Origin of the sequence: Solilutibacter silvestris (assembly GCF_050574925.1) — a bacterium.
GTDB classification, from domain to species: domain Bacteria; phylum Pseudomonadota; class Gammaproteobacteria; order Xanthomonadales; family Xanthomonadaceae; genus Solilutibacter; species Solilutibacter silvestris_A.
Window position 1 is genome coordinate 89,229 of the sequence record NZ_JBCMOO010000001.1, and the last position, 15,035, is coordinate 104,263.

Consider the following 15,035-nt stretch of genomic DNA (forward strand, 5'->3'; position numbering starts at 1 on the left):
CGTATTTACTGCGAGCGCAGCGCCTCGATCGGGTCGAGCATCGATGCCTTGCGGGCCGGGTAGTAGCCGAAGAACAGGCCTGTTGCCATCGAGAACGCCGTCGCCAGCAGGATGACCTGCAGGCTGAGGCTGACCGGCAGGTCGCTGAACTTGCCGACCAGCAAGGCGCCGCCGGCACCCAGCACGATGCCGATGACGCCGCCGATCATCGAGATCAGCATCGCTTCGGCGAGGAACTGGCGGCGGATGTCGGTCGGACCCGCGCCCACTGACATGCGCAGGCCGATCTCGCGGATGCGTTCGGTCACCGACACCAGCATGATGTTCATGATGCCGATACCGCCGATGATCAGGCAGATGCCGGCCACCGCGCCGAGCAGCTTCGACATCAGGTTGGTGGTCGCGGTGCGCGTCGCCACGATCTGGCTGATGTTGCGCACGGCGAAATCATCGTCGGCGCCGGGCTGGATCTTGTGGCGCTGGCGCAGCAATCCTTCGATGGCGTTCTGCGCGCTGTCGAGGTTCTTCGCCGAATCGACGCCAACGCTGATGCCCTGCACCGCGCCCGGCGGCATGCTGTTGGAAGTCGAGAGACGGCGGCGCGCGGTTTCCAGCGGCACCACCACGATGTCGTCCTGGTCCTGACCGAAGCCGCCCTGGCCCTTGGCGGCAAGCGTGCCGACCACGGTGAACGGCACGCGCCCGATGCGGATGCTCTGGCCGATGCCGTTGCCATCGGCGAACAATTCCTTGCGCACCGTTTCGCCGATCACCACCTTCTTGGCGGCGCTGGTGTAGTCGCGCGGATCAAAACCGTCGCCGTTGGCCATCTGCCAGTCGTTGATCGCGAACCAGTCGTTGTCGACGCCCTGCCACTGCGTCGATGCGTTGTTCTCGCCGTTCACCACCTGGGTGCCGCCGCGCAGCGATCCGCTGACGTACTGCACTTCCGGAACTTCGCTGCGGATGGCGTCGACATCGCCGCTGTTGAGGCTCCAGCGGCTGCCCTGCGCCAGTCGCGCGCCACCGCCCTGGCCACCGGCACTGCCGATGTCGAGGCGCTGCGAGCCGAGACCGGAGACCAGCTTGTCGATTTCCTTCTGGGTGCCTTGCCCGATCGAGACCATGACGATCACGGCAGCAATGCCGATGATCACGCCGAGCGATGTCAGCGCGCTGCGCAGCCAGTTGCCACGCAATGCGGCGAGCGCGGTGCGGATGATGTCGAGCCAGCTCATGCGTGCAGGTCCTCGCGCGTGCCTTCGTGCAATTCGCCGTCGTGCATCACGTAGACGCGATGAGCGTGCGCGGCGACATGCGCGTCGTGGGTGATCAACACGACGGTGTGCTGTTCCTGGCTGAGCCGGTTGAACAACGCGAGGATTTCCTCGCCGGTCTTGCTGTCGAGCGCGCCGGTCGGCTCGTCGGCAAGCAGGATCGGCGGATGGTTGATCAGCGCGCGCGCGATCGCCACGCGTTGCTGCTGGCCGCCCGAGAGTTCATTGGGGCGGTGCCCGGCGCGTTCGCCCAATCCGACCGCGACCAGCGCCGCCTGCGCGCGTTCGCGTCGCTCGTGGTGCGGCACGCGGGTGTAGGCCATCGGCATCGCGACGTTTTCCAACGCGCTCATCCGTGGCAACAGGTTGAAGCCCTGGAACACGAAACCGATCTTGTCGCGACGCAGCGCCGCGAGCTCCTCGGCATCGAGCGTCGAGACGTCGACGCCATCGCAGGCGTAGGTGCCGCTGCTCGGCGTGTCGAGGCAGCCGATCAGGTTCATCAGCGTCGACTTGCCGGAACCCGACGGCCCCATGATCGCGACGAATTCGCCGCGCTCGATGCGCAGGTTCACCCCGCGCAACGCGACCACTTCCGCCGCGGTGCCGGGCGAATAGACCTTGCGCAGGTCGTGCGTTTCGACGACCGGCGGCGTGACGCCTGCGGGACTCATTTCTTGGCCTGCGCCGCGCTGTCCGCCGACTGCTGCCCGGTGATCGCGAGATCGCCTTCCTTCACGCTGCCACTGACTTCGGTGTTGCTGCCGTCGGTCGCGCCCAGGCGCACCATCACCCGCTGCGGCTTGCCGTCGACCAGCAGGTAGATCGCAGCGCGGCGCGCGTTCATCAGGTCGCTCAGGCCCGCATCCCACTTGGCTTTCTGCGTCGGATCGAGGGTGGCGGTGAACGCGGCGAACTGCTGCTGGAAACGCTCGCGCATGCGCGAACGCATCTGCGCCTGCTGCTGGGCATTGCCGCCGCCGTTGCCACTGCGCGGAGGACCGCCCGGGCCGCCGCCGAACAGCTTGCTGCCGCCGCCCTGCTGCGAGGACTGTTGTTGTGCCTGCTGCATGCGTTCGGCCGCGCGCTTCTTCATTTCAGCCATCGCCGCATCGAAAGCGGCCTGCTGTCCTGGCTTCAATTGCAGGCCAGTGGCGATCTTGGCGATGTCGTCGCCCATGCCGGCGCCGCCACGGCCGCCACCCTGCCCTCCGAAGCCGCCCTGGCCGCCTTGCTGTCCCTGTGCGCCGCTATCCTCATCGGAAGGCTTGTAGCGCAGCGCGGCATTGGCGACGCGCAACACGTTCGGTTGGCGACTCACTTCGATCTCGGCGTTCACGGTCAGGCCCGGCAGCAAGGTGCCGTCACTGTTGTCGACCGTCACCAGCACCGGATAGGTCACGACGTTGTTGGTGGTGGTCGCGGCCATCTGCACCTGCTTCACCACGCCGGTGAACTGGCGATTGGGGAAGGCATCGACGGTGAAGTTGACGTTCTGTCCCGGCTTGACCTGGCCGATGTCGGATTCGTCCACCGTCAGCTGGATCTTCATCTTCGACAGATCCTCGGCGATGGTGAACAGCGTCGGCGCCTGCAGGCTGGCCGCCACCGTCTGTCCGGGTTCGACCGCGCGCGTCAGCACCACGCCATCGACCGGCGAACGGATGACGGTGCGCTCGAGATTGAGCCGGGTCGTCTGCGTGGATGCGGTCTGCTGGCGGATCGACGCCTGCGCGCTGTTGACCTGGGCCTGCGCCTGCAGCATCGCCGCACGCGCCTGGTCGACATCGGACTGCGCCACCAGTTTCTGCTCGCCAAGGCGTGCATTGCGCTGATACACCAGCGTCGCGTTGGCCAGCGTTGCCTGGAACTGCTTCAGCTGTGCCTGCGCGCTGGCGATCTGGGCATTGCCCTGGACGATCTGCGTCTCGTAGGTCGAGGGATCGATCCTGGCGATCACCTGGCCCTTCTTCACCTTGGAATTGAAATCGACCAGCACTTCGGTGAGCTGGCCCGAGACCTGGCTGCCGACGGTGACGGTGGAGATCGCCGAAAGCGTACCGGTCGAGGAAATCGAAACGCGGATGTCGCCACGATCGACCGCCTGCGTGCGGTAGCCGGTCTGTCCGGAGGCAGCGCGATGCTTGAACCACCACGCACCACCGCCAAGCAGCACGACGGCGGCGAGCACGACGGGAATCCAGGGGAACGATTTGCGGGTGCGCGGACGCGCTGGGCTGGGAGTCGGCATCGTGTTCGAAAGAGAGCGGTTTGGATGTAAACGCCCGGCGGTATCGCCGGTTGACCCCGCATTATTCAGGCAAAACGCAGGATCGCGGTGGTCCCGGCGCCCGGTTTGCTGTCCAGCGTCACAGTCCAGCCCATGCGCTCGACCAGCCGGCGAACGACGTTCAGGCCCAGCCCCCTGGACTCGGTCCGGGCGGTATCGGCACGGAAGAACGGTTCGAACACCCGCGCCAGGGTCGCGGCATCCATGCCGACGCCGGTATCGCGGATCTCGATGCGTTCGGTCTCGACCGTCACCAGGATTTCGCCCCGTTCGGTGAAGTCGCAGGCGTTCTGCAACAGATGGCCCAGGACCACGCCCGGCAGGCGCGGCGGGGCATCGACCACCGGATAGGCATTGATCTGCAAACGCAATGCCACCGGCTTGTCTTCGACGCGAAGTTGCGCGCGCTTGACCTCGTTCTCCACCACTTCCGCCAGCGAGGTTTCGGTGACGTCGATCGGCGAGCGCGGATCGCGCGCCAGCAGCAGGAAAGCACCCACCAGCCCTTCGATCTGCTGCGACTGTTCCTGGATGCGTGTCACCGCGCGAGTCCCGCGCGCGCTCAAGCCTTCCTCGCCTTGCAACAGGTCGCCGGCCATCCGGATCACCGTCAACGGCGTACGCAATTCATGGCTGGCATCGCGGGTGAAATCGCGTTCGCGGCGCACGAAGGCGTCCATGCGCGATGTCATGTCGATCAGGGCGTGGCGCAGGCGTTCGACTTCGTCCAGCGGATCGGGGATCACCGACGCTTCGATCAGGCCTTGGGGCGTTGTCGACTCCGGGCGCCAGCGTTCCGCGGCATGCGACAGGCGTTCGAGCGGCGCCATCATCCTCTGGAAACGGCGGTGTCCCAGCCACGAGAGCGTGGCGATCGCGATCAGCGACAAGGTCGCGGCCAGCACGGTCAACCAGCTCACCAGTCGATTGAGGAAAGTCGGTTCCACCCGCAGGTAGAGCCGGCCTTCCGCATGCTCGCCGACGTACACCATGCTTTCGCCATCGGGGTCGCGGTGGAATCCCGGCGATGTCACCCGCAACTGTGGCGGCACCGCATCCGGCTGCTTGCCGGCGGGAACGAACCAGGCCTGGTAGCCGAATCCGCTCGGCAACGGCTTGGCCGGATCGCGCTGGACCAGATCCCACATGCGATCGCTTTCGGTGCGGATGCGATCGCGCAACAAGCCTTCCGCGAGCAAACGACTGCCGAGGAAGGTACCGGCCAGTACCAGCACCACGGCGATGATTCCCTGGAACAGGAAGACATCGCGGATTCGGGATTTCAGCCGTTTCGGCGTCGACGCCATGCAGCGAGTCTCAGGATCAGGATGGCGGCTGGTCGATGTCGGCGATGCGGTAGCCCGCGCTCTGGACCGTATGCAGCAACTGCTTGTCGAACGGCTTGTCGATGATCTTGCGCAGGTTGTAGAGATGGCTGCGCAGGGTGTCGGAATCCGGCAGGCTGTTGCCCCAGATCTCGCGTTCGATTTCGTGGCGACCGACCACGCGCGGCGATTCGCGCATCAGGATGGTCAGCAACTTGAGGCCGATCGGCGACAGCAGCAGCTCGCTGCCACCACGGGTCGCGCGCAGGCTGGCGGGATCGAGTACGAGGTCGCCGACCTTCAGCACTTCCGAACCCACCTGGCGGCGCTCGCGACGGATCAGCACGCGCAGGCGGGCTTCCAGCTCCTGGATCGCGAACGGCTTGGTCAGGTAGTCGTCGGCGCCGGCGGAAAGGCCGGTCAGCTTCTCTTCCAGGGTGTCGCGGGCGGTCAGCATCAGGATCGGCGTCGACTTGCGCGCCTCCTCCCGCAGCTTGCGGCAGACTTCGACGCCGTCCATCCGCGGCAGCATCAGGTCGAGCACGACCACGTCATAGGCGTTCTCCAACGCCAGCCGGTAGCCATCCAGGCCGTCCTGGGCGTAATCGACCTCGAAGCCCTTGCCTTCGAGATATTCGCCGATCATTTCCGAGATATTGCGGTTGTCCTCGACGATGAGGACAAGTCCTCCGTCCTGTTGCTGTGTCATGGCGACCCCTGTCCTTTCAGCTTTGTGAAGAAGACTGCCGCCCGGTTTGTGGAAGGTAGGTGAAGATCCTGTGTCACATTCAGCTTTGTGTAAGCTCGCCGCGCTTGACCTCGTCCCAGAGGCGTTCCTGGCCTTCCAGCCCAAGGGCCGCGAAGTCCCGGCCCTGCCCGGCAGCCAGGGCCTCCATCGCCCGGAAGCGCCGTTCGAACTTGGCATTGGCGCCGCGCAAGGCGGCCCCGGGGTCGATCCCGGCATGGCGGGCCAGGTTGGCCGCGACGAAGAGCACATCGCCCAACTCTTCCCGGAGATGGTCGTGGTCGCGCTGGCCACGGTCGAACTCGGCCTCCAGCTCGTCGAGCTCCTCGCGCAGCTTGGCGAACACCGGGCGATGGTCCGGCCAGTCGAAGCCGGTGCGCGCCGCCCGCGACTGCAGCTTCACGGCGCGCTGCCACTCCGGCAGCCCGCGTGCGATCCCGGCCAGCGCCGAAGTGTCGGCTTCGCCCTTCGATTTGCGTTCGGCCGCCTTCAACTGTTCCCAGACACGAGTCTGTTCATCGGCGTCGGCAAAGCTGGCATCGGCGAACACGTGGGGATGGCGGCGCACCATCTTGTCGCAGATGGCGACGACGACATCTTCGAACTTGAACGCCCCGGCTTCTTCGGCCATGCGTGCGTGGAAAGCCACCTGCAGCAACAGGTCGCCGAGCTCGTCGCGAAGATCGACCATGTCGCCGCGCTCGATCGCATCGGCGACTTCATAGGCTTCCTCGATGGTGTACGGCGCGATCGTCGAAAAATCCTGTTCGAGATCCCACGGGCAGCCACCTTGCGGATCGCGCAGGCGCGCCATGATCGCGATCAATTCGCCGATGTCGCCGCTGTGGCCGTCGTTGTCGGTCATCGTCATTCCAGCCAGTCGCGCCACGGCAGTGCGGGATTGCCCATCGCCATGAAATCGCCGTTGAGCAAAGTATCGCGGCGGTTGTAGCGCAGCGATCGGCCTTGCGGATCCACCACCGCGCCACCGACGCCTTCGACGATGGCCTGTCCCGCGGCGGTGTCCCATTCGCTGGTCGGGCCGAAACGCGGATAGAGATCGATGGCGCCTTCGGCGATCTTGCAGAACTTGAGCGCGGAACCGCAGGGCACGGTCTCGACATCGCCGATACGATCGATCAAGGCCTGCGTGCGGGCGTCGCGATGCGAACGACTCGCGGCCACGCGCAGCGGGCCATCGCCGCGGCGGTAGTGCAACGGCACATCGATCCCGTTCTCGCGCCGCCATGCGCCCTGTCCCGGCGCACCATGCCACAGCAATCCGCTGACCGGTTGCTGGACCAGGCCGAATACGGCGGCATCGCCTTCGATCAAGGCGATGCAGATGCAGAATTCGCCATTGCGCTTGACGAATTCGCGGGTACCGTCGAGCGGATCGACCAGCCACAGGCGCTGCCAGTCGCCGCGTTGCGCCTTGTGCGCGTCCGGTGATTCTTCCGACAACACCGGGATATCGGGCGTGAGGGCCGCGAGTCCTTCGACGATGCAGCGATGCGATGCGAGATCGGCTTCGGTCAGCGGACTGGCGTCGTCCTTGCGGGTGACATCGAAGGCATCGGCATACACCGCGAGGATCTTCTGCGCCGCCTGCTGCGCCAGCGCGGCGACGCCATCACGAAGCCCGGCGTCCACCCTCATCCGTGCTTCGCCAACCATTCGCGCGCGATGAACAATCCCGCCAGGCTGCGCCCTTCCGAGCTGTCGTCGCGCAGCGCCAGTTCGCCGAGATCGGCGAGCTTCCACGGCACCACTTCCAGTTCTTCCGGCTCATCGCCCTGCAGCTTCGCCGGATAGAGGTCGCGCGCCAGCACCAGCGCGGTCTGGTGTTCCATGTAGGTCGGCGCCAGGCTCAGCATCCGCATCACTTCGATGCGATGCGCCCCATAGCCGGCTTCTTCCATCAATTCGCGGTTCGCGGCTTCCTCGGCGGTTTCGCCGTCATCGATCCGCCCCTTCACCAGGCCGAGTTCGTAGCGGTGCACGCCGGCGGCGTATTCGCGCACCAGCAGCACCGTCTCGTCGTCGAGCATCGGCACCACGGCGACCGCGCCCGGACCGGGCGCCAGCACGCGGTGGAAGATGCGACGCTCGCCGTTGCCGAATTCGAGATCGACGTCTTCGACGATGCGACCGCGACCGTCGTCGCGCTGGTGACGGGCATGGACGATGGGAAGGCGCTGGCTCATGACGAGACCTGCCGGCCACTCCGGGCGATAATCTGCGGATGTCGAACGTTGTCCATGAGGGTGTGATGATAGCCGAGCACGACCTCGTTGCTCGCGATCTGGCCGCGGTCTGGCACCCCTGCACGCAGATGCGCGAACACCCCGACCTGCTGCCGCTGGTCCCGGTGGTCCGCGGCGAAGGCGCGTGGCTGGTCGGCGCCGATGGCCGCCACTATCTCGATGCGGTGTCGAGCTGGTGGACCAACATCCACGGCCATGGCGAACCGCGCATCGCCGCGGCGATCGCCGAACAGGCGCGCACACTCGAGCATGTGCTGCTGGCCGGGTTCACCCATCCGTCGGCGATCGCCCTGGCCGAGCAACTGCTGGCGCGCGCACCGCGGCAGGCCGGACGCGATCCGTTGGCGAAAGTGTTCTACGCCGACAACGGCTCCGCGGCCGTGGAAGTCGCGCTGAAGATGGCCTTCCACTGGTTCCGCAATCGCGGCGAACCCGAGCGCCGCAAGTTCATCGCGCTCCATAACGGCTATCACGGCGAAACGCTGGGCGCGCTCGCGGTCGGCGACATTCCGCTGTACCGGCGCATCTATGCGCCGTTGCTGGCGGAAGCGATCTTCGCGCCGTCGCCCGATGCCTACGACGCGCGTCCGGGCCAGACCCCGGAAGAATGCGCGCTGGAAGCCGCCGACGTGCTCGCCAGCCTGCTCGACGCGCATGGCCAGGAAGTCTGCGCGCTGATCGTCGAGCCGCTGCTGCAATGCGCTGGCGGCATGCGCATGCACCACCCCGCCTACCTCAAGCGCGTGCGCGAACTCTGCGATGCCCACGGCGTCTTCCTGATCGCCGACGAGATCGCCACCGGTTTCGGCCGCACCGGCACACTGTTCGCCTGCGAACAGGCCGGCATCCAGCCCGACCTGATGTGCGTATCGAAGGGGCTGACCGGCGGTTTCATGCCACTGGCCGCGACACTGGCGACGCAGGCGATCTACGACGGCTTCCTCGACGACTCGCGCGAACGCGCCTTCCTGCACTCGCACAGCTATACCGGCAATCCGCTGGGCTGCGCCGCCGGACTGGCATCGCTGGCGATCTTCGACCAGGACGGCGTGCTCGAACACAATCGCGCCACGGCTGCGCGCATGGGCGGATTGGCGAAAGACATCGCCACGCTGCCCCATGTCGCCGATGCCCGCCAACGCGGAATGGTGGTGGCGTTCGAACTCACCCGCGACGGCGACAAGGCGACGCCGTTCGATCCGTCGCTGCGCATCGGACTGCAGGCCTATCGCGCGGCACTGGCCCGTGGCGTGGTGCTGCGTCCGCTTGGCGACATCCTCTACTGGATGCCACCCTATTGCATCGACGACGACGCGCTCGCGCAACTCGCCGAGGTCACCGCCACGACCATTCGCGAGGTCACCGCATGCGCCTGACCCGTGTCCACGTCGATGCCGGATTGCACGCCGGCGGCGAGCTCGCATTGCCCGAGACGTCGGCGGCGCACCTGACCCGCGTCTTGCGGCTGCAGATCGGCGACAGCTGCGTGGTGTTCGATGGTCGCGGCCATGAAGCCAGCGCGCAGATCGTCGCCATCGACAAGCGTGGCGCCCGCGTGCAGGTCGGCGAAGTGCGCACGCCCGCCAACGAATCGCCATTGCGCATCACCCTGCTGCAGGGCGTGGCGCGCGGCGAGAAGATGGACCTGATCCTGCAGAAGGGCGCGGAACTCGGCGTTACCGCATTCGTGCCGGTGTTCAGCGATCGCAGCGAAGTGAAGCTGGAGGGTGCGCGGGCAACAAAGCGACTGGAACACTGGCGCGGCGTGGTGGTCTCCGCCTGCGAACAAAGCGGTCGTGCATGGGTGCCGGAGGTGCAGCCCCCTGTTGCATTGGCGAGTGCGCTGACGACACTGACACCGGCGACAAGATTGCTGTTGGATCCGATCGCATCGATGAATTGCCGCACGGCACTGGCGGCGGATCAACGCGACATCGTGCTGGCGGTCGGTCCCGAAGGCGGTTGGTCGCCGCAGGATCGTTCATTGCTGGAAGCGCAGGGATTCCTCGGCGTTCGTCTCGGCCCACGCGTGCTGCGCACGGAAACCGCGGGACTCGCGGCGATCGCGGCGATGCAGGCGCTGCACGGCGATTTCGATTGAAGCGACGAGGCGCCTCGGGCCGTTCGCTCAGGCAGCTTCCGGCAACTCGCTGCGCAGGCGCGACTCGACCTCGTCCATGTCCGGCACCACCGCGTTTTCGTCGTTGATGGCGACGCGCGCGAAGATGCAGCTTCCGGGCTCGGAGGATTCCGCCAGTGTTTCCAGCGTTGCCTCCGACAGGCTCATCAGGCGCGGGAAGCCGTCGGCCAGGAAGGCGAAATACGGCAGGCGCGCATGTCCGCCCGGTGCCTTCACCACCAGCACGCGCCGGCGTCCGCCAGCGGCCGCCTGCGCGCTGGATTCGCTGCCATCGAGGCGCGAGAAGTCGACCAGCGGAACCTGCCAGCCGCGCCAACGCACGCGCCCGAGCAACCAGGCCGGTGCATTGGCGATCGGTTCCGGATCGGAATAGGACAAGACCTCGGCGACGGCGGCGTTGGGCAGCAACAGCTGGCTGCCGGCCGCCTGGATCAGCACGCCGCGCAGGCTGCTCGGAAGTTCGTTCATGGCTGCCTCATGCGTGCCAACGTGCGTTCAGTTTTTGCGCCAACGCCAAAGGCTCGGCGATCTCGGCGCCACGCGCGGCGACCAGTGCCGGCACCGCGTGATCGAAGCAACCGTGTTCGGCCTGCGCCGCAACCCAGGCGCCGGCGACCTTGAAGCGCAACGCTTCTTCGATGAAATCGGTGGGCGCGCCGCTCAGGACCAGCAAGGCGCTGTCGGCGGGATCAAGCTTGGAGGTGACATCGGCGAATCCGCGCACCTGCGGCATGTCGACGAACGCCAGTCCGCCAGCGCCCTCTTCCAGGCCAACCGATGTCGGCAACACGTAGACGGTGTTGTCCTCCATCGCCATGCCGGCGGCTGCGAGCTTGACCTTCAGGCGCGTGGCGCGTTCCATCTGGCGCGCAAGGCGATCGTAATTGCCGGCATCGAGATGCTGCTGGATCAGGATCGAGCGCGGGAAGTCGTCCTGCAACTGGCCAAGCAACGCGCGCAACGGATCGGGCCCACCGACACCGGCGACGATCAGCACGGCGCCGCGGGTTCCGGTGATGCTCAGGTTCGATGCCGTGCCGCCGCTTTCGGCGACTTCAAGTCCGATGGTGCCGTCATCGACCATCGACATGCCATCCAGCCGCGAGGCGCTGCTCGCCACCGGCGGCAATTGCGATGTCGGTGCAGCTACCGGCGCGTCGTCGTGGTCGACCAGCGACCAGGTTTCGTGCAGCGGCGCCGCCGCCATGTCGGGCGCATCCATGCTCGCGGCCGAGGCCAGCTTGAGCGGCTGCGCATCCGTGGCCGGCGCCGGCTCCAGCGCGATCACGTCGACGTGCGGATGCGCGATGTCATCGATCGGCTCGAGCGGTTCCAGCGGAATCGCCTCGGCATCCGGCAGATTGTGCGCGGCGTCCATGAACATCGAGGGATCAAACGCTTCGACATGGTGCTCGCCGCCGCCATGCGGGATCCGCTTGACCGGCTCGAGGTAATCGAGGCCGTCATTGGCAAAATCGACTGCGGATGCAGAGGCGTTGTTGTCACTATGCGCCGGGGCCCAGTCATGCCCTTCCAGTCCCGGCGCCTGCAACGACTGGGCGGGCGCTTCGACGATGCCTTCCAGCGGAATCACCGGGATGTCCGTGGATTCGACCGCGGGCGGCGCGCCCATTTCGACGATCTCGATCGGCGCTTCGACGAAATCCTGGTGTTCCACGACCATCGTCTCGACCGCTTCGGATGCCTGCGTCGTCGCGTGCTCCGGTTGCGCAGGCGCTTCTTCCAGCAACATGTGCACCGATGCTTCAGGCACTGCCGATGGGTGTTCTTCCACCGTTGCGATCGCCGTCGCCGTGGCTTCACCCGGCGTCGAATGTTCCGCCTTCGGCTTCAGCGCATCGCGCGGCAACGGCGCGACGAACCCGGCGTCATCGCCGTGGCCTTCCGGCAACACGTCCTGGCTGCCGCGCAGCTTTGCCGACAGATGCCGGCCCCAGCGCGCGAGATCCCAGCCCTGGCGCGACGCCAGCACGCTGGCTTCCTCGAACAGGAGTTCGATGCCGGGATCGTCGAACAGGGCATCGAAGCGTGCATCGAGTGCTTCTTCCACGCCCGGTTCCATCAACACCACGACATTGCGCGGCGACCGCGCCTGGACCTCCGCGGCATCGCCGATCGAAGGATCCACGACCAGTGCGATATCGGCGCCGGCTTCGCGCAGCGCCGCTTCCAGGCGGTCGCGCAACTCGCCCGGACGGCCCAGCAGAACGGTGGCGCGACGATCAGCGCTCACCGGACAGCTCGAGCAGTTCGGACACGTTGCGCATCAGTTCCGGCTCCTGGTACGGCTTGCCCAGGTAACGGTTGACGCCGATTTCGAAGGCGCGCTCGCGATGCTTCTCGCCGGTACGCGAGGTGATCATGATGATCGGCACGTCGCGCAGGCGGGCGTCGCGGCGCATCTGCGTCGCCAGTTCGTAACCGTCCATGCGCGGCATTTCGATGTCGAGCAGCATCAGGTCGGGCACGCGCTCGGCCATCCGCTCCAGCGCATCGACGCCGTCCTTCGCAGTCATCACTTCGTAGCCATTGCGTTCCAGCACGCGGCCGGTGACCTTGCGCATGGTGACGGAATCGTCCACCACCATCACCACCGGAACCACGTGGGTCTCGGCGGCCTCGTGGACCTGCACCGGCGCCTCGGCTTCCACTTCGTGCTGCGGACGCGCTGCGTAACGACGGGCCAGCGGCGCGACGTCGAGGATGACCACGACCGAACCGTCGCCCATGACGGTGGCACCGAAGATGCCGGGGATCGACGCCAGCTGCGGACCCAGCGGCTTCACCACGATTTCGCGGTTGCCGAGGATCTGGTCGACGCCAACCGCGGCCTTCAGTTCACCCGAACCGATCAGCAGCAGCGGCACCTGCAGGTGTTCTTCCGCCTTGAGCATCGGCTGGCCGAGCAGGAGGCCGAGATCGAAGACGGTGAATTCCTCGCTGCCGTAGCGATGCTGCGCGCCACTGGCGTAATCGCCGCGCGAGATGCGGCTGACGCCGCGCACCGAGGCGATCGGCACCGCGTAGGTGGTTTCGCCGATGCGGACGAATACCGCCTGCGTCACCGCCATCGTCTGCGGCAGGCGCAACGAGAAGCGGGTGTTCTTGCCGATTTCCGACGCGATGTCGAGCGAACCGCCGAGCTGGCGGATTTCGTTGTGGACCACGTCCATGCCGACGCCGCGACCGGCCAGCTGGCTGACTTCGCTGGCGGTGGAGAAGCCCGGCTGCAGGATGAAGCGGTCGATCTCTTCGCCGGCCACATCCGCGCCCGGTTGCAGCAGGCCGCGTTCCTCGGCGCGCACGCGGATCGCCTTGCGATCGATACCGGCGCCGTCGTCGTGGATGGCGAGCACCACTTCCGAACCTTCGTGGCGCACGTTGATCTCGACGCGGCCCTCTTCCGGCTTGCCGGCGGCGCGGCGCGCCTTCGGCGATTCGATGCCGTGGGCGAGCGCGTTGCGCAGCACGTGTTCGAGGGGCGCGGTCATGCGCTCGAGCACGTTGCGGTCGAGTTCGTTCTCGGCGCCGCTGACCACCAGCTGCGCCTGCTTGCCGGTTTCGCCCGCCGCCTGGCGGACGACGCGGCGCAGGCGCGGCAACACCGTCTCGAACGGCATCATGCGCGTGCGCATCAAGCCTTCCTGGAGATCGGTCGACACGCGCGACTGCTGGCGCAACAAGGCTTCGTACTGGCGGGTCAGGTCTTCCAGCGACCCCTGCAGCGTCGACATGTCGGACGCCGATTCGTTGAGGCCACGGGTCAGCTGCTGCAGCGTCGAGTAACGGTCGAGTTCCAGCGGATCGAACGCGGGGTTGTGCGCTTCCTGCTCGCGATGGTGGCGGGCGACGATCTGCGCTTCCGTTTCCAGGTCGAGGCGGCGCAGCTGGTCGCGCAGGCGCAGATTGGTCTGCTCCATTTCGCCCATTGCCGCGCGGAACGCGCCCAGCTGCTGTTCCAGTCGCGAACGATAGATCGCCACTTCGCCGGCGTAGTTCACCAGGCGTTCCAGCAGGTCGGCGCGGATGCGCACCTGTTCCTGCGAACGCACCTGGCCGCCTTCCGCGGTTTCGCGGTCGAGCGCGGTTTCCATGATCGGCGCCGACAGTTCCGGCAACACGGCCTTCGTCGGTTCGGCGGATTCGGCATCGGCCTGCGCGGCGATGATGCCGCGCGCGCGCGCCGTCATCTGCGCGACCAGTTCGCCCGGCGTCTGCGACGACTTGCGGGCGGCCACGCGTTCGGTCATCGCACGCAAGGTATCGAGGCCACGCTCCAGCAACGGCACGCCGTCACCGCCCAGCTGGGTGCGGCGTTCCGACACCGATTCCAGCAGCGTTTCCATCGCGTGGCCGAGATCGCCGATCGACATCACGCCGGCCATGCGCGCGCCACCCTTCAGGGTGTGCAGGTCGCGCTGCAGCGCCGTGACCGATTCGAGATCCTCGGGATTGCCGCGCAGGCGCGCGAGCAGGCTGTCGGAATTGTCGAGCAGGTCGTTGCTTTCCTCGACGAAGATGTCGAGCAGCTCGTTGTCGAGGCTGGCGGTATCGAGCGGATGCTCTGGACCGAGGTCGACGCCATGCGTATGCGTCGCCGCGGCAGGCGCCGGTTGCACGACTTCGGCATGTTCCTCGTGCGCGACGTCAGCGGCACCGGCGATCGCGGCTGCGGTCAGCGCGGCCACCACTCCGGCAGTCTCGCCTTCGTGTTCGGGAGTCGCCGCCTGCGCCTGTTCGTGCTCGCGGCGCGCCTGTTCGGCGTATTCGGCTTCGAGGCGCGCGTACTCGGCTTCCTCTTCGGCTTCGACGCGAGCACGTTCGGCTTCCTCTTCGGCCTGGACGCGGGCACGTTCGGCTTCGAGGCGTTCGTTCTCCATGCGGAGCATGTCTTCATGCTCCTGTCGACGCAGCTCCGCAGCGCGTTCGGCTTCGACACGCTCGGCTTCGACACGCTCGGCTTCGGCACG

At 66.7% G+C, this 15,035-nt stretch carries 13 protein-coding genes; 2 read left to right on the plus strand and 11 right to left on the minus strand.

Annotation, left to right across the window (positions count from 1 at the left end; all coding sequences use genetic code 11):
- Positions 1-5: 5 nt before the first annotated feature.
- The 8 genes from ABE093_RS00460 to nudE all read right to left on the minus strand — a co-directional run bounded on the left by ABE093_RS00460 (position 6) and on the right by nudE (position 7,844).
- Positions 6-1,238 carry an ABC transporter permease gene (locus tag ABE093_RS00460; protein WP_430758898.1) on the minus strand — a complete coding sequence of 411 codons (1,233 nt, stop codon included), beginning with the start codon at positions 1,236-1,238 and terminating at the stop codon, positions 6-8.
- Positions 1,235-1,951 carry an ABC transporter ATP-binding protein gene (locus ABE093_RS00465; protein WP_430758899.1) on the minus strand — a complete coding sequence of 239 codons (717 nt, stop codon included), beginning with the start codon at positions 1,949-1,951 and terminating at the stop codon, positions 1,235-1,237. The genes ABE093_RS00460 and ABE093_RS00465 overlap by 4 nt, the downstream gene beginning before the upstream one ends.
- Positions 1,948-3,468 carry an efflux RND transporter periplasmic adaptor subunit gene (locus ABE093_RS00470; protein ID WP_430758900.1) on the minus strand — a complete coding sequence of 507 codons (1,521 nt, stop codon included), beginning with the start codon at positions 3,466-3,468 and terminating at the stop codon, positions 1,948-1,950. Before ABE093_RS00470 ends, ABE093_RS00465 begins: the two co-directional genes overlap by 4 nt.
- Positions 3,469-3,593: 125 nt before the next feature.
- Positions 3,594-4,874: a sensor histidine kinase gene (locus ABE093_RS00475; protein ID WP_430758901.1), complete on the minus strand. Its 1,281-nt coding sequence runs from the start codon at positions 4,872-4,874 to the stop codon at positions 3,594-3,596.
- 16 nt (positions 4,875-4,890) lie between these two features.
- Positions 4,891-5,601: a response regulator transcription factor gene (locus ABE093_RS00480; RefSeq protein ID WP_430758902.1), complete on the minus strand. Its 711-nt coding sequence runs from the start codon at positions 5,599-5,601 to the stop codon at positions 4,891-4,893.
- A 79-nt stretch (positions 5,602-5,680) separates the two neighbouring features.
- Positions 5,681-6,508, minus strand: coding sequence for a nucleoside triphosphate pyrophosphohydrolase (gene mazG, locus ABE093_RS00485; RefSeq protein WP_430758903.1), 828 nt, complete (start codon positions 6,506-6,508; stop codon positions 5,681-5,683).
- The gene (gene cysQ, locus ABE093_RS00490) at positions 6,505-7,296 is read right to left on the minus strand and encodes a 3'(2'),5'-bisphosphate nucleotidase CysQ (protein ID WP_430758904.1); all 792 of its coding nucleotides are present in this window, start codon (positions 7,294-7,296) and stop codon (positions 6,505-6,507) included. The genes mazG and cysQ overlap by 4 nt, the downstream gene beginning before the upstream one ends.
- Complete coding sequence (gene nudE / locus ABE093_RS00495; protein WP_430758905.1) at positions 7,293-7,844, minus strand: ADP compounds hydrolase NudE; 552 nt, start codon at positions 7,842-7,844, stop codon at positions 7,293-7,295. The genes cysQ and nudE overlap by 4 nt, the downstream gene beginning before the upstream one ends.
- A gap of 38 nt (positions 7,845-7,882) precedes the next feature.
- Between nudE and bioA the strand changes: the two genes are divergently transcribed.
- Both bioA and ABE093_RS00505 read left to right on the plus strand, forming a co-directional pair.
- The gene (gene bioA / locus ABE093_RS00500; protein WP_430758906.1) at positions 7,883-9,280 is read left to right on the plus strand and encodes an adenosylmethionine--8-amino-7-oxononanoate transaminase; all 1,398 of its coding nucleotides are present in this window, start codon (positions 7,883-7,885) and stop codon (positions 9,278-9,280) included.
- On the plus strand, positions 9,271-10,005 hold the full coding sequence (locus tag ABE093_RS00505) for a 16S rRNA (uracil(1498)-N(3))-methyltransferase (protein WP_430758907.1): 735 nt from the start codon (positions 9,271-9,273) through the stop codon (positions 10,003-10,005). The genes bioA and ABE093_RS00505 overlap by 10 nt, the downstream gene beginning before the upstream one ends.
- Before the next feature lie 27 nt (positions 10,006-10,032).
- Here the strand turns inward: ABE093_RS00505 and ABE093_RS00510 are convergent, their stop codons facing one another.
- The 3 genes from ABE093_RS00510 to ABE093_RS00520 all read right to left on the minus strand — a co-directional run.
- Positions 10,033-10,512, minus strand: a complete 480-nt coding sequence (locus ABE093_RS00510; protein ID WP_430758908.1) for a chemotaxis protein CheW — start codon at positions 10,510-10,512, stop codon at positions 10,033-10,035.
- A 7-nt stretch (positions 10,513-10,519) separates the two neighbouring features.
- Positions 10,520-12,298, minus strand: a complete 1,779-nt coding sequence (locus ABE093_RS00515) for a chemotaxis protein CheB (protein ID WP_430758909.1) — start codon at positions 12,296-12,298, stop codon at positions 10,520-10,522.
- Positions 12,288-15,035 (minus strand): response regulator (locus ABE093_RS00520; RefSeq protein WP_430758910.1); only part of this gene is annotated, 2,748 nt, incomplete at its 5' end. The genes ABE093_RS00520 and ABE093_RS00515, both read right to left, overlap by 11 nt.